22 protein-coding genes are annotated in these 21644 nt (G+C 60.6%); 7 read left to right on the top strand and 15 right to left on the bottom strand.

Translation table 11 applies throughout. The features are described from left to right. Positions 1-2: 2 nt before the first annotated feature. Positions 3-662, bottom strand: a complete 660-nt coding sequence (locus RGV33_RS20140; protein WP_003211625.1) for a CoA transferase subunit B — start codon at positions 660-662, stop codon at positions 3-5. A 30-nt stretch (positions 663-692) separates the two neighbouring features. Then, complete coding sequence (locus RGV33_RS20135; RefSeq protein WP_322145800.1) at positions 693-1391, bottom strand: CoA transferase subunit A; 699 nt, start codon at positions 1389-1391, stop codon at positions 693-695. Positions 1392-1524: 133 nt separating this feature from the next. On the opposite strand from RGV33_RS20135, the gene RGV33_RS20130 reads away from it, so the two are divergent. Then, on the top strand, positions 1525-2433 hold the full coding sequence (locus tag RGV33_RS20130; RefSeq protein WP_322145799.1) for a LysR family transcriptional regulator: 909 nt from the start codon (positions 1525-1527) through the stop codon (positions 2431-2433). 63 nt (positions 2434-2496) lie between these two features. Here the strand turns inward: RGV33_RS20130 and RGV33_RS20125 are convergent, their stop codons facing one another. The 6 genes from RGV33_RS20125 to RGV33_RS20100 form a co-directional block, all read right to left on the bottom strand. After that, entirely contained in the window at positions 2497-2826 is a 330-nt protein-coding gene (locus RGV33_RS20125; protein ID WP_322145798.1) for a hypothetical protein, read from the bottom strand. A gap of 640 nt (positions 2827-3466) precedes the next feature. Next, positions 3467-4315, bottom strand: coding sequence for an NAD-dependent protein deacetylase (locus RGV33_RS20120; RefSeq protein ID WP_322145797.1), 849 nt, complete (start codon positions 4313-4315; stop codon positions 3467-3469). 14 nt (positions 4316-4329) lie between these two features. After that, positions 4330-4770, bottom strand: a complete 441-nt coding sequence (locus RGV33_RS20115) for a CBS domain-containing protein (RefSeq protein ID WP_177042548.1) — start codon at positions 4768-4770, stop codon at positions 4330-4332. A gap of 134 nt (positions 4771-4904) precedes the next feature. Then, positions 4905-6854 carry a DNA topoisomerase III gene (locus RGV33_RS20110; protein ID WP_322145796.1) on the bottom strand — a complete coding sequence of 650 codons (1950 nt, stop codon included), beginning with the start codon at positions 6852-6854 and terminating at the stop codon, positions 4905-4907. A 132-nt stretch (positions 6855-6986) separates the two neighbouring features. Continuing rightward, positions 6987-8609, bottom strand: a complete 1623-nt coding sequence (locus RGV33_RS20105; RefSeq protein ID WP_322145795.1) for an MFS transporter — start codon at positions 8607-8609, stop codon at positions 6987-6989. A 156-nt stretch (positions 8610-8765) separates the two neighbouring features. After that, positions 8766-10409 (bottom strand): GMC family oxidoreductase, encoded by a 1644-nt coding sequence (locus tag RGV33_RS20100; RefSeq protein ID WP_322145794.1) that lies wholly within the window; start codon positions 10407-10409, stop codon positions 8766-8768. A 116-nt stretch (positions 10410-10525) separates the two neighbouring features. Here RGV33_RS20100 and RGV33_RS20095 point away from each other — a divergent pair, with 116 nt between their 5' ends. Beyond that, positions 10526-11416: a LysR family transcriptional regulator gene (locus tag RGV33_RS20095; RefSeq protein WP_322145793.1), complete on the top strand. Its 891-nt coding sequence runs from the start codon at positions 10526-10528 to the stop codon at positions 11414-11416. 79 nt (positions 11417-11495) lie between these two features. On the opposite strand, the gene RGV33_RS20090 is transcribed toward RGV33_RS20095, so the two are convergent. The 3 genes from RGV33_RS20090 to RGV33_RS20080 form a co-directional block, all read right to left on the bottom strand. Beyond that, positions 11496-12593, bottom strand: coding sequence for a DNA alkylation repair protein (locus RGV33_RS20090; protein WP_322145792.1), 1098 nt, complete (start codon positions 12591-12593; stop codon positions 11496-11498). A 172-nt stretch (positions 12594-12765) separates the two neighbouring features. After that, positions 12766-14112, bottom strand: a complete 1347-nt coding sequence (locus RGV33_RS20085; protein ID WP_322145791.1) for a glutamine synthetase family protein — start codon at positions 14110-14112, stop codon at positions 12766-12768. A 23-nt stretch (positions 14113-14135) separates the two neighbouring features. Further along, positions 14136-14693 (bottom strand): XRE family transcriptional regulator, encoded by a 558-nt coding sequence (locus RGV33_RS20080; protein WP_322145790.1) that lies wholly within the window; start codon positions 14691-14693, stop codon positions 14136-14138. Between the two features lie 72 nt (positions 14694-14765). Here RGV33_RS20080 and RGV33_RS20075 point away from each other — a divergent pair, with 72 nt between their 5' ends. Next, positions 14766-15143, top strand: coding sequence for a DUF4440 domain-containing protein (locus RGV33_RS20075; protein ID WP_322145789.1), 378 nt, complete (start codon positions 14766-14768; stop codon positions 15141-15143). A gap of 11 nt (positions 15144-15154) precedes the next feature. Here the strand turns inward: RGV33_RS20075 and RGV33_RS20070 are convergent, their stop codons facing one another. After that, entirely contained in the window at positions 15155-15505 is a 351-nt protein-coding gene (locus tag RGV33_RS20070) for a LemA family protein (RefSeq protein WP_322145788.1), read from the bottom strand. Between the two features lie 159 nt (positions 15506-15664). Here RGV33_RS20070 and RGV33_RS20065 point away from each other — a divergent pair, with 159 nt between their 5' ends. Together RGV33_RS20065 and RGV33_RS20060 are read left to right on the top strand one after the other, a co-directional pair. Next, positions 15665-15973, top strand: a complete 309-nt coding sequence (locus tag RGV33_RS20065) for an RcnB family protein (RefSeq protein ID WP_322145787.1) — start codon at positions 15665-15667, stop codon at positions 15971-15973. Between the two features lie 154 nt (positions 15974-16127). Next, positions 16128-17321 carry an MFS transporter gene (locus RGV33_RS20060; RefSeq protein WP_322145786.1) on the top strand — a complete coding sequence of 398 codons (1194 nt, stop codon included), beginning with the start codon at positions 16128-16130 and terminating at the stop codon, positions 17319-17321. Here RGV33_RS20060 and RGV33_RS20055 read toward each other — a convergent pair. From RGV33_RS20055 to RGV33_RS20045, 3 genes are all read right to left on the bottom strand, one after another. Next, the gene (locus tag RGV33_RS20055; protein WP_322145785.1) at positions 17284-17556 is read right to left on the bottom strand and encodes a DUF1652 domain-containing protein; all 273 of its coding nucleotides are present in this window, start codon (positions 17554-17556) and stop codon (positions 17284-17286) included. The genes RGV33_RS20060 and RGV33_RS20055 overlap by 38 nt on opposite strands. Before the next feature lie 11 nt (positions 17557-17567). Further along, entirely contained in the window at positions 17568-17819 is a 252-nt protein-coding gene (locus tag RGV33_RS20050) for a CsbD family protein (RefSeq protein WP_322145784.1), read from the bottom strand. Between the two features lie 131 nt (positions 17820-17950). Continuing rightward, on the bottom strand, positions 17951-19447 hold the full coding sequence (locus tag RGV33_RS20045) for a helix-turn-helix transcriptional regulator (RefSeq protein WP_322145783.1): 1497 nt from the start codon (positions 19445-19447) through the stop codon (positions 17951-17953). 206 nt (positions 19448-19653) lie between these two features. Between RGV33_RS20045 and RGV33_RS20040 the strand changes: the two genes are divergently transcribed. Next, the gene (locus RGV33_RS20040) at positions 19654-20622 is read left to right on the top strand and encodes a hypothetical protein (RefSeq protein ID WP_322145782.1); all 969 of its coding nucleotides are present in this window, start codon (positions 19654-19656) and stop codon (positions 20620-20622) included. Between the two features lie 113 nt (positions 20623-20735). Continuing rightward, entirely contained in the window at positions 20736-21539 is an 804-nt protein-coding gene (locus tag RGV33_RS20035) for an AraC family transcriptional regulator (protein WP_322145781.1), read from the top strand. Positions 21540-21644: the final 105 nt, after the last annotated feature.

Here is a 21644-nt window from a genome sequence, read left to right as displayed (position 1 = left end):
CCTCACTGGAAGTGCATTTCTGGAACGTGGTCCGGGACGATCAGTTTACCGGCTGTCTTGCTGACGATCTCTTCAACACTGACGCCAGGTGCGCGTTCCTTGAGGACAAAAGCGCCATTTTCGATTTCCAGGTAGGCCAGGTCCGTCAGCACACGCTTGATGCAGTTGGCGCCGGTGAGCGGCAGGCTGCATTGGCTCAGTAACTTGGATTCACCGTCCTTGGAGGCATGGGTCATGATCACGATGATGTTCTCGGCACCGGCCACCAGATCCATCGCGCCGCCCATACCCTTGACCAGCTTGCCGGGGATCATCCACGAGGCAATGTTGCCCTGTACGTCGACTTCAAACGCGCCGAGCACGGTCAGGTCGACGTGGCCGCCACGAATCATCGCGAAGGACTCGGCCGAGGAGAAGATCGATGCGCCAATGCGCGCGGTGACGGTCTGCTTGCCGGCGTTGATCATGTCGGCGTCGATGGTTTCTTCGGTCGGGAACGGCCCCATGCCCAGCAGGCCGTTTTCCGATTGGAGCATCACTTCCATGCCTTCGGGGATGTAGTTGGCCACCAGGGTCGGGATGCCGATGCCGAGGTTCACGTAGAAACCATCCTGCATTTCGCGGGCAACGCGTTGAGCCATTTGTTCGCGGGTAAGCGCCATTTTTTGTCTCCTTGTTATTGGGCTGGTGGGTTATTTGCGGAGCGTGCGCTGTTCGATACGCTTCTCGAAGGTGCCGCAAATGACCCGGTCGACGTAGATCCCTGGGGTGTGGATATGCGCCGGGTCCAGCTCGCCCGGTTCGACGATTTCTTCGACTTCGACCACGGTGATTTTGCCGGCGGTGGCGGCCAGCGGGTTGAAGTTCTGGGCGGTGTGGCGGTAGATCACGTTGCCGAAGTGGTCGGCTTTCCAGCCTTTGACGATGGCAAAGTCGCCAGTGATGGATTCTTCCATCAGGTACGGGCGACCGTTGAACTCACGGGTTTCCTTGCCTTCGGCGACGGGGGTGCCGACGCCGGTGGCGGTGAAGAAGGCCGGGATGCCGGCACCGCCTGCGCGCAGTTTTTCGGCGAGGGTGCCTTGGGGCGTCAGGACCACTTCGATTTCGCCGCTGAGCAGTTGCTTCTCGAACAGGGCGTTTTCACCGACGTAGGACGCGAAGACCTTGCTGATCTGCTTGCCTTCCAGCAGCAGGCCCAGGCCGAAGCCGTCGACGCCGCAGTTGTTGGAGACCACGGTCAGGTCGCGGGTGCCTTTACGCTTGATTTCGGCGATTAGGTTTTCCGGGATGCCGCACAGGCCAAAGCCACCGGCCAGCACCGTCATGCCATCTTCCAGGCCTGCCAGCGCCTCTTCATAGGACGCTACGCGTTTATCGAAACCTGCCATATGCACCTCTTTTATTGTTTGTGGGCCAGCCATGTGAACCGAGTGTTGCGCCGACGGATTGATTTGTTAAGTTGTTTTTTAAGGTTGATTGATTTAAAAAACAGCATAGTTGTCAGCCGACGGGAGACGCTTTATGACAGTTAAACAGATGCGCGCCTTTCTTGCCGTGGCCCAGACCCTCAGCTTTGCGGCGGCCTGCGAGCGCTTGCACCTTTCCCAGTCGGCGTTGAGCCTGACCATCAAGGGGCTGGAAGAAGGTCTGGGCGGGCGCCTGTTCAGCCGCAATACACGCAATGTTGCGTTGACCCCCGAAGGTGAATCCCTGCTGCCCCTGGCCCGGCGCCTGATTGCCGATTGGGACAACGCCGAGGATGAGTTGCGCCAGCGTTTCACCTTGCAGCGCGGGAGGGTGACGGTTGCGGCCATGCCGTCGTTTGCCGGTAATTTACTGCCGCCGATCCTGAAGATTTTTCGCGCGCGCTATCCCCAGGTCAACGTGACGGTCAATGACGTGATCAACGAACAGGTGCTGGAAATGGTCCGGGACCGCCAGGTGGAGCTGGGCGTGGCGTTTGAGCCATCGGAAAGCTCGTCACTGGTGTTTACGCCGCTGTATGTGGACCGCTTTGTGGCGGTCGTACCCGGTGATTCTCCTTTGGCGCGCAAGTCAGATATCGCCTGGCACACTCTGTTGGAACAGCCCTTTATCACCTTGCAGCGACCGTCCACCGTGCGGGTGATGCTGGAAGATCACCTTAAGGCACTGGACATGAAGCTGCCCGTGGCGCTGGAGAGTCATCAATTGGCGACAGTGGGCAAGATGGTTGCCAGCGGCTTGGGCGTGAGTGCGGTGCCGGCGTTATGCGCGCGCCAAATGCAGGAAGCAGGCGCCCACTGCATCACCTTGCGCGATCCGGTGATTGAACGGCCGATAGGTGTATTGACCAAACCGGGGCACGAACTCTCGGCGGCGGCCCAGGCCATGTTTGATATCTTTCGCGACGAAGCGGGGAAAGGGCGTTTTCCGGCCTTGTTGCAATAACCGTCGGCAATAAAAAAGCCTGCTCGTTTAAGCGAGCAGGCTTAAGTAATACGTGCGTAGCTATCAGCAGTATCTGTCGATCACTTTAACGTGCGAATGGCCTTTGAGGTGCTGCCACTCGGTATTAAGTGTATGAAAGACCTGCTCGATAAAGTTGCGATCGGCGGCGGCTTTCTTGCCAACATAACCCTGGCCACGGCGGTACATCTTCAGGCGCGCGGCGAGCTCACGGTGATTCCTGTCGAACTCTTCTTCCACGGTATGGGGCGCCAGGCAGTCAATATGGACCTGGCCCGATTTACCAATCCAGAGGATATGGTCGTCGAGTGTGTCCTTCTGCGCTGCGAACATCTCAGCCAATTCATCGATAGTGGGTTGGTTGTTCAGATTCATGTGTAAGCCCCTTGACCAGTTGGCGATCTTTAGTTGATCCGTTAACACTACTAAGTTATCTCCGGCTCAGAAAACCGGGCGTCAGTGACTGTCTGCCGAATACGGGCAGGGTCTTGAACCTGATGCATGTAGTCTTGCTGATGACCTGCTACGCAATGGTTTCATAACGAAGACAAGCAGCGTTTGAGCTCCTTGTACCGATCCTTTCGGGCCAGTCAGCTTCATCAATCTGCCTTGTGGGCAGTGCACATCCGGAAAAAACAGCTCGGCGGTCAGACGAGGTTGTTCAAAACGCGTGTTACCAACGCTCCCGATCCGGGAGACGCTTGAATCATGCAATTACAAAATGGTTACGTCAACGATTATGTAGTGATTATTTTCAAGCACTACATAAATCCTTGTGGGGCGGGGGTGAAGCCGGAAAGCGTGACTTGGGCGTCATTTTTCGTGCGGGTTAGTCTGCGGTTTGGTGGCTCTTTTCGGGGGAGGGGCTTGTCTGTGGTGAGGGGGCTTTCTGTGGTGAGAGGGCTTGTCTGTGGTGAGGGGGCTTGTCCCCCGTTGGGCTGCGTAGCGGCCCCAGGAAAAGCGGGAGCGCTGCGCACTCCAGCGGGGGACAAGCCCCCTCACTACACGGTTGGCTTTACCCCAGTCGTTCTACCAGCAACGGCAACAAGCGCTCGCAGGAGGCTTCAATCTTGAGTTGCAGCAACTCATCACCCCGAGTCTTGCCCAGATTGATGGCAATCACAGGCTTGCCCTGTTCGACCATCGCCTTGCATAACCGAAACGCCGAATAAGCCATCAGCGACGATCCCACCACCAGCAATCCTTCAGCACCGTTCACGGCTGCCATCGCTTTGTCGGCTGTACCCTGGGCGACGTTTTCACCAAAAAACACCACGTCCGGCTTCAACCGTTGCCCGCGGCAATGCGGGCAGCGGGGCACCTGGAAGCGTTCTTCAAAGGCCGGGTCCAGCAGGGTGTCGCCGTCAGGTGCCTGAACCGCATCCACACCCGCCAGGTACGGATTCTCGGCCTCCATTTGGCGCTGGATCCGATCCCGCTCGCTGGTCTGCTGGCAATCCAGGCAAAGCACCCGGTGCAGGCTGCCGTGGAGTTCGATCACACCCTGGCTGCCGGCCTGGTCGTGCAGAGTGTCGACGTTCTGGGTAATCAACCCGGTAATACGCTGGCGCTGCTGCAAGGTGGCCAGGGCGATATGCGCCGGGTTCGGCTGCGCGACACGCACCCTCGGCCAGCCGAGCATCGCCCGCGCCCAGTAGCGGCGGCGGGCCTGCGGGGTTGCCAGGAATTCCTGGTACATCATCGGCGCCTTGCCCCGGCGCACACCTTCGCTGTCCCGGTAATCGGGGATCCCCGACGAGGTGCTGATACCGGCACCGGTCAGCACCAGAAAGCGCCGTTCGGCCACGGCCCGGTACAGGCTGTCGAGGTAGTCATCGACCGGATGTTGCAGGGTATCGAGCATGGGGCCCCCAATGATTATTCGCCGCGAATGTACTGCTCCAGCTGTTTGATCAGGTCGGCCTGTTCGGCTATCGCTTCCTTGACCAGGTCGCCGATGGACAGCAGGCCCAGGAGCTCGCCGTTTTCTACCACGGGCAGGTGCCGTAGATGCCGGTCGGTCATGATATTCATGCAGGTCTCGACGGTCTGGTGGGTGTCGACGGTGATCACCGGTGAGTTCATGATCTCGTGGGCTTTGGTCGCCACCGAGGATAATCCGTGGAGGATTACCTTACGGGCATAGTCCCGTTCACTGATGATGCCCACCACCTTTCCATCCTGGAGGACGGGCAACGCCCCGACGTTTTTCGACGCCATCACGATAAGCGCCTCAAATACCGTATGGTCGTGGGGGATGGTGTGGACTTGCTGGTTTTGCTGGTCTTTGGACTTCAGCACTTGGGCAACGGTTTTCATGGAGGCCACTCCGGTGTTGTTATTGTTGGGAGGTTAGCAGTCCCTACAGAATCCTAGACCGCCTGCAGCAGGGCAAGGTCCAAAGCGGCGTATATCCCGTCGAAAAACGTCATTGTCGCGATTTTTAGTGCGTTTTAGCCCTTGCTTGCCGGTTTTGCTGTGCGTTTCGGGCTGGCGGCCGTCTTGCGTTTGGCGGGTTTGCGTTTGTTTTTCCAGGGGGCGGCGCCTCGCCCTGCCGGGCTGGCCGGGCCGCTGATGGTCAGGCGCATGCCGGTGCAGCGGGTCACCTGTTTGCTCATCCAGGCCGCTTGTTTGGCAACAAACTCTTCCAGGCTCATCTCACCGCTTTGCACCATGTCCAGCGCCTGTTCCCAAATGGCCGTGGTGCCAGGATCGGCGATTGCCCTGGGCACCGCGTCGATCAGGCTGAACGCAGCAGGCGTTGCCGAGAGTGCCTTGCCGTTTTTTACCAGGTAACCCCGATCGAGCAGGCCCTGGATAATCCCGGCGCGGGTGGCTTCGGTGCCGATCCCGGTGGTGTCCTTGAGTTTTTGCTTGAGTAGCGGGTCTTCTACCAGCTTGGCGACGTTTTTCATCGCCTTGATCAGGTCGCCTTCGGTGAAGGGCTTGGGCGGCTGGGTCCATAGGTCCTTGAGGTTGACCTTGGCCACGGCGTAGTCCTGTCCTTGGACCAGTTTTGGCAAGGACTGTGGCGCAGGCGCTTCACGGCCCGTGGCTGGCGCCAGCGCTTGCGGCAATGCGCGTTTCCAGCCAGCTTCCACGATGACCTTGCCGACAGCCCGCAAGGCTTCACCGGCACAGTCGAAATCTGCCTGGGTGCGGTCGTACTCATGGTTGGGCAGGAACTGCGCGAGGTAGCGGGCACGAATCAGCGTGTACACGGCGCGGTGCTTGCCCGTCAGTTGCCCAACATCCTTGCCGGCGCCGGTGGGGATGATGCCGTGGTGTGCGCTGACCTTGGCGTCGTTCCAGGCCCGGGAGCGGCGTTTCGGATCGATGTGTGGCATCAGTTCATTTACGGCCGGGTCGGCCCGCCCCAGCGCCGCGAGGATTTTCGGCGCGTCGCTGTGCTGGCTCAGTGGCAGGTAACCGCAATCGCTGCGCGGGTAAGTGATGACCTTGTGGGTTTCGTAGAGTGACTGGGCAACATCCAGGGTTTCCTGGGCGCCGAGGCCGAGTTTTTTCGAGCAGATTTCCTGCAACGTGCCGAGGTCGAAGGGCAGGGGGGCCACTTCGCGCATGCGTTCGGTGCGCAACTTCACCAGCCGCGCACTGGCGGCGTTGCTCATGGCATTGGCCGCGTCCCGGGCAAGCTGCGGGTTGAGGCAACGGCCCTGATCGTCACAGGCATCTTCGGTCGCGCGCCACTGTGCGGTGAAGGTGATGTGGTCGTGGCGCAGGTCCACATCGATGGCCCAGTAGGCGATGGGCACGAAGTCGGCAATGCTGCGGTCGCGGTCAACCACCAGGCGCAGGGTAGGGGTTTGCACACGGCCGACCGGCAACACGCCCTGATAGCCGGACTGCTGGCCCAGCAGGGTAAACAGGCGGCTCATGTTCATGCCGATCAACCAGTCTGCGCGGGAGCGGCCAAGGGCCGAATGGTAGAGGCTGAAGGTTTCTGCACCGGGCTTCAATGAGGCCAGGGCCTTGCGGATCGACGCGTCATCGAGTGCCGATAACCATAGCCGCTGAATGGGCCCGCGATAACGGCAATGCTCCACCAGCTCCCGGGCGATCATCTCGCCCTCACGGTCGGCATCGGTGGCGATCACCAGTTCCTGGGCTTCCCCCAGCAGGCGCTTGACTGCCTTGAACTGGCTGGCGGTCTTGGGCTTGACCAGCATCTTCCATTTTTCCGGGATGATCGGCAGGTCGGCCAGCACCCATCGCTTGTACTTGGCGTCGTAGCTGTCGGGCGGGGCGGTCTCCAGCAGGTGGCCGATGCACCAGGTCACCGTCACGCCTGGCCCCAGCCAACAACCGTCGCCACGCCGGGTCGCGCCGAGCACGGCGGCGATATCCTTGGCCTGGGACGGTTTTTCACAGAGGAACAGCCGCATGGTCACCACATTCGCTACACAATTGAATGGGGAGCAGGATGCGCAACAGAAGGGAATTGATCAACCTTTATCTGTATGGATGTACAGCAAAAGGTTGCGCTGCCGGTCGGGCGACCGGCAGCGGTGTCAGCTTCAGTTCTTGTCGATGTCCACGTTCTTGGTCTCTTTCAGGCAAATCAGCCCCACAATCAGGCTGACCCCGGTAATGACCACCGGGTACCACAGGCCATAGAAGATATCGCCGGTGTACACCACCAGCGCAAACGACACCGTCGGCAGGAAGCCACCGAACCAGCCATTGCCAATGTGGTAAGGCAGCGACAGCGAGGTGTAGCGGATGCGCGTCGGGAACAACTCCACCATCAGCGCCGCCAGCGGGCCGTAGCACATCGCGGCGATCAAAATCAGCGCCACGATCAGCACCACCACCATGGTTTTGTTGACCTGCGCCACGTCAGCCGACTGCGGGTACCCCGCCAGCGTAACCGCACCTTTCAGCGCAGCTTCGTCGTAACCGTTGATCTGCACATCGCCTACGCTCACCTGCACCGCACTGCCGGCCGGGGCGGCTGCACTTTGGTAGGGCAGGCCCTGTTTCACCAGGAAGGTCTTGACCTTGTCGCATGGGCTGTCAAAACGCGCCTTGCCCACCGGGTCGAACTGGAAGGTGCAGGTGGCCGGGTCAGCCAATACGGTGATCGGCGACTGGCGGCTCGCATGGTCCATCGCCGGGTTGGTGTAGTGCGCCAGGCCCTTGAAGATCGGGAAGTACAACGCAGTGGCCAGCAGCAGGCCAACCATCAGCACCGGCTTGCGCCCCAATTTGTCCGACAGCCAGCCAAAGAAGATAAAGAACGGCGCGCCAATCACTACGCTGATGATCAGCAACATGTTGGCCAGTGCCGGGTCCATCTTCAAAAACTGTGTGAGGAAGAACAGCACATAAAACTGCGCCGCATAGAACGTCACTGCTTGCCCGGCGTTGATGCTGAACAGCGCAATCAGCACGATCTTGAGGTTTTCCCATTTGCCGAACGACTCGCGGATCGGCGCCTTGCTGGCCTTGCCTTCCTCTTTCATTTTCAGGAACGCCGGCGACTCGTGCAGGCTCATGCGGATCCATGTGGAAATGCCCAGCAGCACGATCGACAGCAGGAACGGCAGGCGCCAGCCCCACACTTCGAACTGGTCCCCGGTGAAATAACGGCACGCCAGCACCACCAGCAGCGACAGCAGCAGGCCGAGGGTGGCGGTGGATTGAATCCAGCTGGTGTGGAAGCCGCGCTTGCCCGCCGGGGCATGTTCGGCCACGTAAGTGGCTGCGCCGCCGTACTCGCCGCCCAGCGCCAGGCCCTGGAGCATGCGCAGCGCCACGAGGATGATCGGTGCGGCAATGCCGATGCTCGAATAGGTCGGCAGCAGCCCCACACAGAAAGTCGCCAGGCCCATCAAGATGATGGTGGCGAGAAAGGTGTACTTGCGCCCGATCATGTCACCCAGCCGCCCGAACACCAGCGCGCCGAACGGGCGCACTACAAAACCGGCGGCGAAGGCCATCAGGGCAAAGATGAAGGCCGTGGTGTCGTTGACGCCGGCAAAGAACTGCTTGCTGATCACCGCCGCGAGTGCGCCGTAGAGGAAGAAGTCATACCACTCGAACACCGTTCCGAGGGAGGAGGCGAAGATGACTTTCTGCGTGTCGTTGCTCGAGCGTGCGCCGAGCGCCGGGTCCAGGGGTTGAGCGTGTTCTGACATTGGGTAGCCCTCACAGTGATTATTTATTGTTGTTCCACTGTCGGCGCCGAATCGGCGCCGCTGTTCCCCTGTAGGAGCCGGCTTGCCGGCGATGGCGTTTTCAAGTGTTGTGCACCGCTTGAGAGCGCCATCGCCGGCAAGCCGGGCTCCTACAGGTCAAGCCGGTAAAGTCAGTTCTTTCTCCGGGGCGAGGCTCCTTGTGTTCGGCGAAAGGATTAGCTGCGCGGCTTTTTCCGCGATCATCAGCGTGGGGGAGCAGGTGTTGCCTGAAGTAATGCGTGGCATGACCGATGCGTCGGCGATGCGCAGGCCGGGAACGCCGTGCACCCGCAGTTGTGCGTCGACCACCGCGTCCTTGTCGCTGCCCATGCGGCAGGTGCCCACCGGATGGAAAATCGTCGTGCCGATGCGCGCGGCGGCCTCCTGCAGTTGTTCATCCGTTTGCAGTTCTGCGCCAGGCAGGTATTCCACCGGGTTGAACTGCTGCAGGGCCGGCGCCGAGACGATACGCCGGGTCAGGCGAATCGCGTCGGCGGCCACGCGCAGGTCTTCGGGGTGGCTGAGGTAGTTGGGGCGGATCAGCGGCGCGTCTGCCGGGTTGGCCGAGCGGATGTCGATGCGGCCACGGCTTTGCGGGCGCAGGTCACACACCGAGGCGGTGAACGCCGGGAACGCGTGCAGCGGTTCACCGAAGCGCTCCAGGGACAGCGGCTGTACGTGGTATTCAAGGTTGGCCGACGTCTGTTCCGGCCCGGAGCGGGCAAACGCGCCCAGCTGGCTGGGCGCCATCGACAGCGGGCCGCTGCGGTCATACAGATAGCGCAGGCCCATGCCCATCTTGCCCCACACGGTGCCGGCGATCTGGTTCAGGGTGCGGGCGTTTTCCAGCTTGTAGATCAGGCGCAGTTGCAGGTGGTCCTGCAGGTTGCCGCCAACCCCGGGCAGCTCGTGCAGCACCTCGATGCCCAACGGCTTGAGCACACTGGAAGGGCCGATGCCGGAGCGTTGCAGGATGCCGGGCGAACCCACGGAGCCTGCGCACAGGATGATTTCCTTGCGCGCCCGCCAAGTGACGTGTTGGCCTTGCTGGCGACCCACTACCGCCGACGCACGGCCGTTCTGCAGCAGTACGCGGTCGACTTCAACTTCAGTCATCACCGTCAGGTTGGGCCGTTGGCGGATCGGCTTGAGAAATGCCTTGGCCGCATTCCAGCGCACTCCGGCTTTCTGATTGACCTGGAAATAGCCGCAGCCTTCGTTGTCGCCCTGGTTGAAGTCGCTGATGCTGTCTATTCCGCTTTGCTGCGCCGCATCGCGAAAGGCATCGAGGATCGGCCAGTGCAAACGCTGCTGCTCCACCCGCCATTCGCCGCCGTCGCTGTGAAAATCCGTGGCGCCGGCAAAATGGTTTTCGCTCTGTTTGAACAGGGGCAGCACATCCTTCCAGGCCCAGCCGGGATTGTCCTCGGCCCAGCCATCGTAGTCCCGCGCCTGGCCACGCATGTAGATCATGCCGTTGATCGACGAACAACCGCCGAGCACCTTGCCCCGCGGATAGCTCAACGCTCGGCCTTGCAGGCCTTCCTGGGCTTCGGTCTTGAAGCACCAGTCGGTGCGCGGGTTGCCGATGCAGAACAGGTAGCCGACGGGAATATGGATCCAGGGGTAGTTGTCGCGACCGCCGGCTTCAAGCAGCAATACGCGATGGGCAGGGTTGGCGGACAGTCGATTGGCCAGCAGGCAGCCTGCGGGGCCGGCGCCTACTACCACGTAATCGTATTCAGCAGCTGCAATGGGCATCTGAGGCCTCGCTTGTTTTTCTTATTGGTTCCATCCTAGTTGTTAGTTTTCGTCTTAAAAATGTTAGTTTTTACCCAGCTGCTGTGCGTTTTTAGACAGCACTTCCTGGAGGTGGCATGTTCGACTGGAATGATCTGCGGTTCTTTCTTGAGTTACAGCGTAGCGGACGCCTGCTCACGGCGGCGCAACGCCTGAAAACCACGCACGCCACCGTGGCGCGGCACATCGAGGCCATCGAGAAAAGCCTCGGCACCGCGCTGTTTGTGCAGCACGCCCAGGGTTACGAACTCACGCCTTCCGGCGAAGCCCTGCTCAAACACGCCGAGGCCATGGAGAACGTGGCACTGCTGGCCGAAGAAGAACTCACCCATTCCGCCGCGCCATTGGGCAAGATCCGCCTGGGCGTGGCCGAAGGCTTGGGCGTGATGTTCTTGGCCAGTCGCATGGGCGGCCTGTTCGAGCGTTACCCGGGCCTGGAAGTGGAACTGCTGGCAGTGCCGCGCTTTGTCAGCATCCTCAACCGCGAAGCGGAAATCAGCATCCACCTCGAGCGCCCCAGCGTCGACCAACTGGTGACCCGCAAACTCACCGACTACCGCCTGGCCCTCTACGCCAGCCGCAGCTACCTGGACCGCACGCCACCGATTGAAAAACGCGAGGACCTGGCGGTACACGCGTGGATCGATTACGTGGACGATTTACTCTTCAGCCAGGAACTGAAATTCCTCAGCAGCTTTTGTCGCAACCCCAAGGTGGTGTTCCACAGCACCAGCGTGATCGCGCAGCACCAGGCGGCGCGCTCGGGGCTGGGGATTGCGGTGTTGCCGTGCTTCATGGCGGCGAGCGACCCGGACCTGGTGCCGCTGCTGCCGGGGGAGAGCATCCAGCGCAGCTACTGGATCAGCTCCCGGCGCGAGTTGCACAAGTCGGTGCGGTTGCGGGTGTTGTGGGACTACCTGGTGGAGTTGTGCGCGCGGGAGCAGAAGCTGTTGCTGGGCGAGTCCTAGCTGGCGAAACTGGATAAACAACTGTGGGAGCTGGCTTGCCTGCTCCCACAGTTGATAGGTTTTGTTGTGGAGAACTTCGTCAGTTCAGCAGCTCAAACTCAACACTGCCCAACCGCTCCCCATTCACCAATACATGCACCGCGTGCTTGCCGGGATAGTGCTTGCGCGTGGTCAGTTCACGAATATGTTGGCCACGACTAATCGCGTGATGTTCCCCGGCACCCAGGGTAAACGCCTTGAGCTTGAACACCTTGGACGCACTGTGTCCGGCGCTTTTCACATAGTCGATGGCGTAGTCGACCACCAATTTCTGCGAGGTACCGGCCATCGATTCCAGGCTGAACGACAGGTTGATCCGTTCCCCCAGGTTAATCACCGCCGGCTCGACCTTGAGTTGATGAATCTTCACCTCGGCCCTGGCCCCCGCACCCATGATCGTCAATGCCCGGGTGTTGCCTTGCTTGATCAGGCTGCGCAACGCATGACGGGCGATCCACGCCGTGTGGGGATTATCCAGCGACCAGCCTTCGATCAAGCCCAGCACCCAATCCGGGTGGTCCTTGGTGATGTCGTTAAGGTGGTTGGCCACCGACTTGCGCACGTACAGGCTGCTGTCGGCCTTGAGGTGGTCGAGGATCGACGCACACAGGTTCGGGTCTGCCTGCACCTCGGCCAGGCGAAACGACCACGGCAACCTTGGCCGTGAACCTTCACTGGCAAGTCGCCTGACGTGTTCGTTGTCATCCAGCGACCACTGTTGCATCACCGCCAGGGTGCGCTCGAAATCCCTGAGCAAAAAATGCCGTACGGCAAACTCGGCCGAGCCGAACGTGGTGAAATACTTGAGCGCGGCCATGGAGCGCTTGAAGTCTTCGCCGCCGTAGCTGGCGACGTAGTGGGGCAGGAACAGGCTGACAAAGGCGCTGTTCAGCCGGGGCGCCAGGGCGTACAGCAACTTGAGGGTTTGCGGATAATCCAGCGGGATCACGGCATGCAGGCTTTCGCTGACCCGGGCCATGCGCTGCATCACCGAGAGGTCCGCCAGCCCGGCCTTGGCGTGCTTGAGAAACCCCTTGGTGTCGAACGCCGGGTACACCGCGCTCATTTCGGTAGCGATGTGCTGCAGGCGTTCGGCGTTGAAGATTTCCTTCAGGGCCGGGGCGCTTTGTTCGGTCATGGGCAAGTCCGCAGATGAAGTTGGCCATCAGATTACATGCAAAACCTGATATCGCACGCCCCACGTCGTAGCAGCTGTCGAGCCTGGGCGAGGCTGCGTCAGCGGTGTATCAGACACACCGCGAACGCAGCCTCGCCCAGGCTCGACAGCTGCTACGGGAGGAGGTGGGGGGTTAGAGGTACCAGCGATATTCCCGCGCATGAATTTCCTGCTGGAACGCCAGATGGTCCTGGCGTTTGTTTTCGCAATACACATCGACAAACTCTGCGCCCAGTCCTTCGCGCAACGTCGGCTGATGCTGCATGGCGCGCACTGCTTCGAGCATTTCCACGGGGAAATCCGCACCGCTGTTGCGGTCTTCATTCAGCGGGGCGATGGGTTCCTTGCCAGCCTCAAGGCCATGCTCAAGCCCCACCAGAATTGCCGCCAACACCAGGTACGGGTTGGCATCGGCGCTGGCCAGGCGATGTTCGATGCGCAGGTTGCGCGGGTCCGATTCAGGGATTCGCACGCACGCGTCGCGGTCCTCAAACCCCCAGCTCGCGCGGGTGGCCGCATTGACCGTGCCGCCGAGGCGGCGGAAGGCGTTGTGGTTGGGCGAGAAGATCGGCATGCAGTGCGGCAGCAGTTCCAGGCAACCGGCCACCGCGTGGCGCAACGGTTGCTTCTGGTGGGCCGCCAGCAGGTTATTGCCCGCCGCATCGTACAGGCTGACGTGCACGTGCATGCCGCTGCCGGGATGGTGCAGGTAAGGCTTGGCCATGAAGCTGGCGCGATAGCCGTGCTTGAGGGCCACGCCACGGGTGCTGCGGCAGAACAGGGCGGCCCAGTCGGCGGCGCGCAGGCCGTCTTCCAGGTGGCCGAAATTGATTTCAAACTGGCCAGGGCCCAGTTCGGCGGTGATTACCGTGATGTCGATGCCCTGGGCCTTGGCAGTCTCGACCATGTCATCCAGCACCGGGGCGAAGCGCGACAGGCGCTCGATGTGCAGGTTGGGCTGGTCGTCGGCGTCATCACTCAGCGGGTCGCGGGCGAATTGTGGCAGGCCGTCGTTGAGCTTTTTATCGAACAGGTAGAACTCCAGCTCAAACGCGACTACTGGGTGAATGCCCTTGCGGTGCAGGCGCTCCAGCACTTTGGCCAGCACTTCCCGAGGTTCGAATTCAATCGGCGCTTCGGTGCCATCAGAGGTGATCAGCATCTGCCCCAGCGGCTGCGCTTCCCAGGTCACCGGCTTGAGGGTGCCGGGCACCAGGCGGCGGTTGGCGTCCGGGTCGCCGTCGTGAAAGCAGTAGTCGCCGATCTTGAACAGGCCGCCCTGTGCACCCAGCAGCACCGCGTTTTGCGGCAGCTTCAGCGGGCTGCCGGCGGCGACCTTTTCCAGCATCTCCACCGGGTAGCGCTTGCCGTAGAAATGCCCGGGAATATCCAGGGCAATCAAGTCGACGTAGCGCACCTCGGGATGGTTCTGGCGAAAGGTCCGGACTTCGGCCAGCAGCGTGGAGGAATGGCTTTTCACGGGTGACGCTCCTTGGTGTGCCTTCAGTTGTAGACCCACAGCACGCGGGCTGGCAGGTCGGTCAGGTTGCCGTAGCGGCAATGGGCAAAGCTGGCCAGGTGGAAGCTGTCGCCCGGGTGCAAGGTGACCGAGTCGGCCTCGCCCTCGACCCACAGCGTCAACTCGCCTTCCAGCACATAACCGGCCTGTTCGGCGCGGTCGCTCATGGTCTGTTCGCCGCTGTTGGCGCCGGGTGCCAGCAGGCTGTCGAGCATCGAGAACGCGCCGTGCATGCTGGGCGACACCAGGATGTCGGTGATGCCGTTGGCGTAATACACCGTGCGCCGCTCGTTGGGGCGGGTGACCCAGTTCACCGCCTTGGGTTTGGACAGGCTGTAGAAATAGGTAGTGGGCACACCGAGGGCGTGGCTGATGGCGGTCAGGTCGGCCACTGTAGGGCGCGAGAGGCCGCGTTCAACCTGGGAGAGAAAACCCACGGAGCGCTCGATCTTTTGCGCGAGTTGCGCCAGGGTGAGCTTCTTGTGCTTGCGCAGGTCGTGGATCAGGATCGCCAGCGCGTCGAGTTCTTCTTGCTTGTCCATGCGGATCCCGTGAAATTTTTATCAAGAAACTTCATGAAAAATTACAGGATTAATTTCACAAGGGCAATGGGTATGGAGTTATCAGAGCATTTACGCGGCCTGGAACAGCAGCTGCACCAATGCACCACCCGTGCAGATGCGACGCGGTTGTCGGTGCTGCTGGCGGATGATTTCGTCGAATTTGGCGCCAGTGGCAATGTATGGGGCAGCAAGGCCGAGGTGATCGAGGGGCTGCAGGATGAGGTGTTTTCAGCCCGTAGCATCAGTGACTTTGCATTGAAGGTGCTGGCCGAAGGCGTGGCGTTGGTGACGTATCGCTGCCAACGGGCGGCGACGGATGCAAATGCAGCGGGGGAGTCGTTGCGCAGTTCGGTGTGGCGCGAGAGCGGTGGGCAGTGGCAGATGGTATTTCATCAGGGCACGCCGACACGTCAGCGTGCGCCTATGTGAGCGTCGGCAGGTCAGGCCGTAGGCTTATCCTCAAACCCCGACAGGCTTACATCATCACGATGCCCGAGCAGCTCGGCCACCACCGAGGTCGGCGACTTGTGCTTGTAGGTGTTGTAGTTGTTAACCGAGTCGTGGAAGAGCTGGCGGGTGAACGCGACGCGGCTTTCCAGGCGGGCGATTTCCGCAGCGGGTGACGAGGCATTTTGCGCCGCCGCCAGGTGTTGCTCGGCCTCTTTGAACTGGCCGAAGGCTTTTTTGCAGCGATCGAGCAGGGCCCCCAGTTCCCTGTAGGTGCCGAATACATAAAGCGCGAGCAAGGTGACAACGGTCACGAAAATGATGATGACGTGGGTACCAGTCATTGGAATTCCTGAGCGGCTGGAAAAAGAACCAATCTTATCTGATTAATCGCCGACCCGGTCGCTGGCCGCCCATCCATCTGCCGCCTCCATCACGGCGCTGAATGATTCCACGCGGCTGCGGTCGGAATGTTTACGCGTTATTCATTGAAGGAAGTGCCCATGAAGTCCAAATCCCTTGTTGCCTGCCTGCTGGTTGCCGCGAGCCTGTGTGGCGCGAGTCTTGCCGTCCAGGCTGCTGATACCGCGCAAACCACCGTGCAGCCTTCGAATATCAATACCCGCGACCTCAAGACGGGCGACCGCGCGCCAGACATCCTGATGCGTAAGGAATCAGCCATCGCCGACTGGAAAAAACATGGCCTCAAACAGCCAGAAGAGGACAGCCAGTGGGCTCGTGTAAACGACAAGTACGTGTTGCTCAAGACCACCAACGGCACGATTCTGGACATCACACCGGTTAAGAAATAAAGCCTGCAGTGGGGTGAGCAATTGCGTCCTCATCCCACTGCATTTGATTTTTGCATAAATGCATAAAATAGCCTTTATTCCGTCTCATCTTGCGTTAAGGTAGAGCTGCTTGCGGGCTGCAATGGCCCCTTACCTTGAAAAGAATGAGAGCAGGATGCTTGCCACGCTAAAAAATTACCCACGTACCGTGAAGCTGCTGTTGTCGGCCACGCTGATCCTCACGCTGGCCAAAGCCATCACGTTTCCGTACCTGGTCATCTACCTCACCCACCAGTTTTCCCTCGACATCAGCCGGGTCGGCCTGGTAATCGGCAGTTCGTTGATCGTCGGTTCGCTGCTCAGTGTGTACGGTGGCTTCCTGGTAGACCGCATCAACAGCTATCGGCTGTTCCTCAGCTTGAGCGTGGTGTTTGCCCTGGGGTTTATCGGCACGGTGCTGGCCCGGGAAATCTGGTCGTTCTACAGCTGCCTGATCCTGATCAACCTGGCGTATGCGGTGATTGATATTGCGATCAAGTCCGGGTTTGCCAGCCTGTTGCCGGAAGATGCGCGCAGCGAAGCGTTTTCCATCAAGTACACCCTCACCAATATCGGTTATGCGGTAGGGCCGTTTTTTGGCGCGCTGGTGGCCAAGCTCGATATCAGCTTGCCGTTTGTCCTGTCGGCCGTCCTGGGCTTTGGATTTTTCGTGCTGTATTGGCGCTGGGGCGACCGCGCGCTGGCCACCGTCGACTCCACGCAAAAGCCCGTGTCGTTCCTCGCCGTGGGCCGCGTATTGCTACGCGATCATCGGCTGGTGTGCTTTACCGTCGGCGGGCTGCTCAGTGCGGTGGTGTTCGGCCAGTTCACCGCGTACCTCTCGCAGTATCTGGTGACCACTACCACCGCCGAATACACCTACACCATCATCAGTGCCGTACTCACCACCAACGCCGTGTTGGTGATCGCCCTGCAATACGCGATTGGCCGGCGGATCTCCCACCGCTACCTGAGCCAATGGCTGATCTTCGGCCTGGGTATGTTCATGCTGGGGGTGATCGGTTTTGCCTTGGCGAGCAACGTGTGGTGGTGGATCCTGGCGATGGCGATTTTCACCGTGGGCGAAATCGTGGTGTTTCCGGCCGAGTACATGTTTATCGACCGCATCGCCCCAGACCACCTGCGAGGCATGTACTACGGCGCGCAAAACCTCTCCAACCTCGGCGCCGCCCTGGGGCCGGTGTTGTGCGGGCTGGTGCTGGCCAGCCTGCCGGCCCACTACATGTTCTATATGTTGGCAGCGTTTATCGTTGGGGGAGGCGTGTTCTACTTTATCGGGGCGTCGTTGAAGGCAAGTCATCCAGCGTGAGCTTGCCAACCGTGTTGCTCTGCAGCTCGTAGCGCAACTCGTCGACCATCTTTTCCACTTCCTGCGGGGTTTGCAGCTTGTTGACGCTGATCCCGGTGACCACCAGGTCCACCCGGCCGCTTTCGGCGTCGAAGACTTTGAGGGTCAACGATGCATCGCGGCACAGGGTGAACTCGCAGGTCAGGGGCGACAGTGCCTCTTCAATGCAGTTGCGCAGTTGAGAGAGCGTAAACATGGAAGCTCTCCTCAGCGCCGGCGCAGCAAGAGGCCCAGCAGCAGGCCGACACCGGCGACAAGCGCAACGGTCGCCAGGGGTTTTTGCTTGGCAAAATCACCGACGGTGTCCAGCGCGTCACCGTAGGTTTGCTGCAATTGGCCAGCGGCCTGACGGGCCACACCTTCGGCCTGGAGGCGTTCGTCACCGGTCAGGTCACCCAGAAAACCTTGAGCCTTGCCGGCCACTTTTTCGACGGCGCCTTTGACTTGTTCGCTTTTCATGACGGATTCCTTGAAGGGCATGAGATCTCACGGCACAGGACCCAAAGCCCTGTGCCCACCCTTCAAGGTTAAGCAGTGCACCCGCGCGCAATAAGGCGAATTTGCACCGGGCGCGCTAGTGCATTTGCACTCTATCTGGTTTTTTTAACCCGCAATTCACCGGCAAACAGCCCGCGCTCCCGGGCCCACACGAGGGCTGCGCTGCGGCTATGCACCCCAAGCTTGGAGTACACCGTGGCCACATGGTTACGCACGGTGTTGGGCGCCAGCTTCAGGCGCGAGGCAATTTCCTTGTCGGCCAGGCCTTCGCAAATCAGCCCCAGCACATCGCGCTCGCGGGCGGTGAGGTCGGTAAAGGAGATGTTCGGCACGTTGGGGCTGTTGACGCTCTTGGCATTGGCGAGTTTTTCAATCAGGGTCTGGCTGAACCACGAGGCGTCCTGCATCACTTCCTCGATCGCCGCCACCAGCTCCAGCTCGGAGCGTTTGCGTTCGGTGATGTTCATCAGCACCAGTAGGTAGCAGGGCACGTCCTGGATGCTGACGGTGTCGGCAGACAGCACGCAGTCGATCACCTCGTTGCCTTTCTTGCGGATCTTCAGGTCGAGCCCGTCAAGGTTGCCGGCGTTTTCCAGGGTGGTGAACAACTGCGTGCTCGCCTGGGGGCTGTCGATAAAGTCGATGTCTTCGATGGACTTGCCGATCAGCTCTTCACTGGTGTAGCCGGTGATGGTCATGAAGGCTTCGTTGATGTCCACCACCTGGCGGTTGGCGGCGTTGCACACCAGGGTCGGCACGGGCGTCAGGCGAAATGACTTGGCAAAGCGTTCCTCGCTCTGGCGCAGGGCGGTTTCGGCCTTGCGCCGGGGCTCCAGGTCGGTGAAGGAAAACAGCATGCAGTCTTCCTCGTTCATGTCCAGCGGCTGGCCGGCCACAATCACCAGTTTGCTGCCGCCTTCGGGCAGTTTCAGTTCGGCTTGCATCTGCGGAATGGTCGCACCGTCTGCCAGGCGCTGGATCGCCAGCTCGCGGTTTTCGGCCTGCTCCAACACATCCAACTCATACACCGAGCGGCCGATTACCTGGTCGCGGTTGTAGCCGGTCATTTCCAAAAAGCCCTGGTTGACCTTGATATAGCGCAGGTCGCTCAGGCGGCAGATCACCGCAGGTGCGGGGTTGGCGTTGAAGGTTTTCTCGAAGCGTTGTTCGGCGCTGGCCCATTCGGTGGCGTCGCTCAAAATCAACACCAGCAACTCCGGCTCACCGGCTGCATCGTCAAGCACCAGGCTGCGCAGGCGATGCACCCAAGTCTTGTCCTGGTCGCCGGTGGGGGTGACCTCCACCACCACGTCGCTGAATTCCTCACCGTTCGCCACCCGGCTCAACGGGTAATTCTCCAGCAACAGCGGGTGGTTGTTGCGGTAGCGCAGGGCAAAACGTGCGGCATATTCCTGGGTGTTGGCTCCCAGCGCCTCGACTTTTTCCACGCCATGCATCAGCAGGGCGGCCTCATTGGCCCAGAGGATGGTCTGGTCGACCTCGGCAAGGATCACGCCATCGGACAAGCCGGAGATGATCTGCTGCAGTTGGCGGCGGTTGGTTTCTTTGGCGAGGACGGCCTGGCTCATGGTTTCTCCAAAATTGAGGGCACCTGTGCCCCTGGAGGCGCGGTGTCAGACGCATAGGGAGTACGACACCCGGTGCTCAGGATAGTGCAGACAAACTGCCCGCCGCGGGGTGCGAATGCACCAGCTCGCCTAGTGCAATTGTGCCGAGACCGCAGGGTAGGTGCCTCGCCACACTGGCCGCCTACTCACTGTTCAAAGGATCGACCATGACCACTGTCTATGAAAATCATCGCTCGCTGTTTCGCGTCTCCTGGGGTTCGGTATTGGCCGGCAGTGCAATTGCCCTGGTGACGTACCTGGTGTTGAGCGTACTCGGCACGGCGATTGGCGCCAGTGCGGTGAACCCGATGGCAGCCGGTAACCCGTTGAGCGGTTTTGGCACCGGTGCCGGTATTTGGCTGTTTGTGTCCACCTTGCTCGCAATCGGCGCCGGTGCATTCGTGGCCGGGCGTACCGCGCCGGATCGCGGCGGCCTGCATGGTGTGTTGAGCTGGACCATTACCACCTTGCTGGCCACCTGGTTGCTCGCCGCGCTGGCCACCAGCGTTGTGGGTGCGGCGGGTAATGTCGTCGGCAAAGGCCTGTCGGCTGCTGGCAGCGGTATCGCCGCCGTGGCGCCGGGCATCAGTGACAGCGTCAAGCAACAATTGAACGAGCAGGGCATCAACCTGGACTGGAACAGCTTGCAAGGCCAACTCGACACGTTGCTCAAGCAGAGCGGCAAGCCTGAATTGGACCCTGCCAACGTTGAGCAGAAGGCCGACCAGGCAACTGCCGATGGCAAGCAATCGGCCAACGATGCGGCGACCAACCCCGCCCAGGCCGGCGATGAATTGAAGCAATGGTTCGAACGGGTCAAGGCGTCCGGTGAGCCGGCGCTGAACGCAGCGGACAAGCAGGCGCTGGTCAACATCGTTGCCGCCCGTACCGGCAAGAGCCAGGCTGAAGCCACCCAGATCGTCGACAACTATGCCCAGGCCTACCAGCAAGCAGTGCAGAAGGTTGACGAGCTCAAGCAACAGGCTGAACAGAAAGCCCGTGAAGCCGGTGAAGTGGCGGCCAAGCAACTGTCCCGCGCGGCGTGGAGCACCTTGTTGATGTTGCTGTTGGGTGCGGCGTTGAGCTTTGGTGCAGGTCGCCTGGCGATTTCCACCCGTCGGGTACCGTTGGCCTGATCATGATGTGAGGTGCTTTATGTGGTGAGGGAGCAAGCTCCCTCACCACGATGCTTTGCTGGCACCAAACATGCTAGTGTCAGTAGTTCAACACCTACTGGCAGTGCCTGGCGATGCGTGAAATCTACAGCGTCTTCAACTCCAACGGCGCCTATGAAACCGGGGCTCACGCCCATGATGAATTCATGCTGATGGTGCCCGAGCATGGCCTGTTGCGTTTCAAGGACGAAGAAAGCGGGCGCTCCACCTCGGTGATCGACCGCCAGTTCGTCCTGGTGCCGCCGCAATCCAGCCATTCCTCTTCGTCTCTCACCGCAAGCCAAGGCCACGTGGCGTTCTACGTCGACCCCGACTACATGCACTACGCCTTGCGTGACCTGTCCGGTGACGCCAACCGACTGCTGCGCGTGCCCACCCTGGGCATCTGGCAAACCTCCGCGCCGCTGCATCATTTGCTCCTGGCAAAAAAAGCCTTCAGCCAACCCGACCTGTATGTTGACCGCCGCCGCCAGGTGGCCCAGGCCGATCACTTGCTGCTGCTTGAATGCCTGGCAATTTCCCTCAGCCAGCCGAGCCTGCAACGCTCCTCTACCGAGCGCCACGGCGCCATGCTGGTGCGTGACGTCAAGGCGTACGTGGAAGGCAATCTCGAACATGCGCCGGGGCTGGATGAAATCGCCGAGACGTTTCATATGTCGCGCCGCCACCTGACCCGGCTGTTCGCACTGCACACCGGCGAAACGGTGCTGGCGTATGTCCAGCGCCTGCGCCTGGAGCGCGCCCAGACCTTGTTGCGACACACGCGCATGTCGGTGCTGGAGATTGCCAATAACGTCGGCTATGAATCACCGTCCCACCTGGCCCATGTGTTTCGCCGGGTGCTGGGCGTGTCGCCGGATGAGTGGCGCCGCGGCTGATACCGCTTCAACTTTTTTGATGTCCCGATCCCGCGCATGATTCGGCCCGATCCCGTGCGCCGCAAATCTGTCATCCGTTCATCCTCACCCCGTCAACAACAAACA

Source organism: Pseudomonas sp. Bout1 (assembly GCF_034314165.1).
Lineage (GTDB): Bacteria > Pseudomonadota > Gammaproteobacteria > Pseudomonadales > Pseudomonadaceae > Aquipseudomonas.
Note: the sequence above shows the minus strand (reverse complement) of the source record. Positions and strands in the feature narration are given on the sequence as shown.

Coding starts and splice junctions, on each gene's coding strand:
- RGV33_RS20115 (WP_177042548.1), bottom strand. CDS start 4,770: ATGAAAACCGTTGCCCAAGTGCTGAAGTCCAAAGACCAGCAAAACCAG.
- RGV33_RS20060 (WP_322145786.1), top strand. CDS start 16,128: ATGCTTGCCACGCTAAAAAATTACCCACGTACCGTGAAGCTGCTGTTG.
- RGV33_RS20095 (WP_322145793.1), top strand. CDS start 10,526: ATGTTCGACTGGAATGATCTGCGGTTCTTTCTTGAGTTACAGCGTAGC.
- RGV33_RS20070 (WP_322145788.1), bottom strand. CDS start 15,505: ATGACTGGTACCCACGTCATCATCATTTTCGTGACCGTTGTCACCTTG.
- RGV33_RS20045 (WP_322145783.1), bottom strand. CDS start 19,447: ATGAGCCAGGCCGTCCTCGCCAAAGAAACCAACCGCCGCCAACTGCAG.
- RGV33_RS20040 (WP_322145782.1), top strand. CDS start 19,654: ATGACCACTGTCTATGAAAATCATCGCTCGCTGTTTCGCGTCTCCTGG.
- RGV33_RS20110 (WP_322145796.1), bottom strand. CDS start 6,854: ATGCGGCTGTTCCTCTGTGAAAAACCGTCCCAGGCCAAGGATATCGCC.
- RGV33_RS20120 (WP_322145797.1), bottom strand. CDS start 4,315: ATGCTCGATACCCTGCAACATCCGGTCGATGACTACCTCGACAGCCTG.
- RGV33_RS20075 (WP_322145789.1), top strand. CDS start 14,766: ATGGAGTTATCAGAGCATTTACGCGGCCTGGAACAGCAGCTGCACCAA.
- RGV33_RS20135 (WP_322145800.1), bottom strand. CDS start 1,391: ATGGCAGGTTTCGATAAACGCGTAGCGTCCTATGAAGAGGCGCTGGCA.
- RGV33_RS20140 (WP_003211625.1), bottom strand. CDS start 662: ATGGCGCTTACCCGCGAACAAATGGCTCAACGCGTTGCCCGCGAAATG.
- RGV33_RS20100 (WP_322145794.1), bottom strand. CDS start 10,409: ATGCCCATTGCAGCTGCTGAATACGATTACGTGGTAGTAGGCGCCGGC.
- RGV33_RS20090 (WP_322145792.1), bottom strand. CDS start 12,593: ATGACCGAACAAAGCGCCCCGGCCCTGAAGGAAATCTTCAACGCCGAA.
- RGV33_RS20065 (WP_322145787.1), top strand. CDS start 15,665: ATGAAGTCCAAATCCCTTGTTGCCTGCCTGCTGGTTGCCGCGAGCCTG.
- RGV33_RS20105 (WP_322145795.1), bottom strand. CDS start 8,609: ATGTCAGAACACGCTCAACCCCTGGACCCGGCGCTCGGCGCACGCTCG.
- RGV33_RS20125 (WP_322145798.1), bottom strand. CDS start 2,826: ATGAATCTGAACAACCAACCCACTATCGATGAATTGGCTGAGATGTTC.
- RGV33_RS20050 (WP_322145784.1), bottom strand. CDS start 17,819: ATGAAAAGCGAACAAGTCAAAGGCGCCGTCGAAAAAGTGGCCGGCAAG.
- RGV33_RS20130 (WP_322145799.1), top strand. CDS start 1,525: ATGACAGTTAAACAGATGCGCGCCTTTCTTGCCGTGGCCCAGACCCTC.
- RGV33_RS20080 (WP_322145790.1), bottom strand. CDS start 14,693: ATGGACAAGCAAGAAGAACTCGACGCGCTGGCGATCCTGATCCACGAC.
- RGV33_RS20055 (WP_322145785.1), bottom strand. CDS start 17,556: ATGTTTACGCTCTCTCAACTGCGCAACTGCATTGAAGAGGCACTGTCG.
- RGV33_RS20035 (WP_322145781.1), top strand. CDS start 20,736: ATGCGTGAAATCTACAGCGTCTTCAACTCCAACGGCGCCTATGAAACC.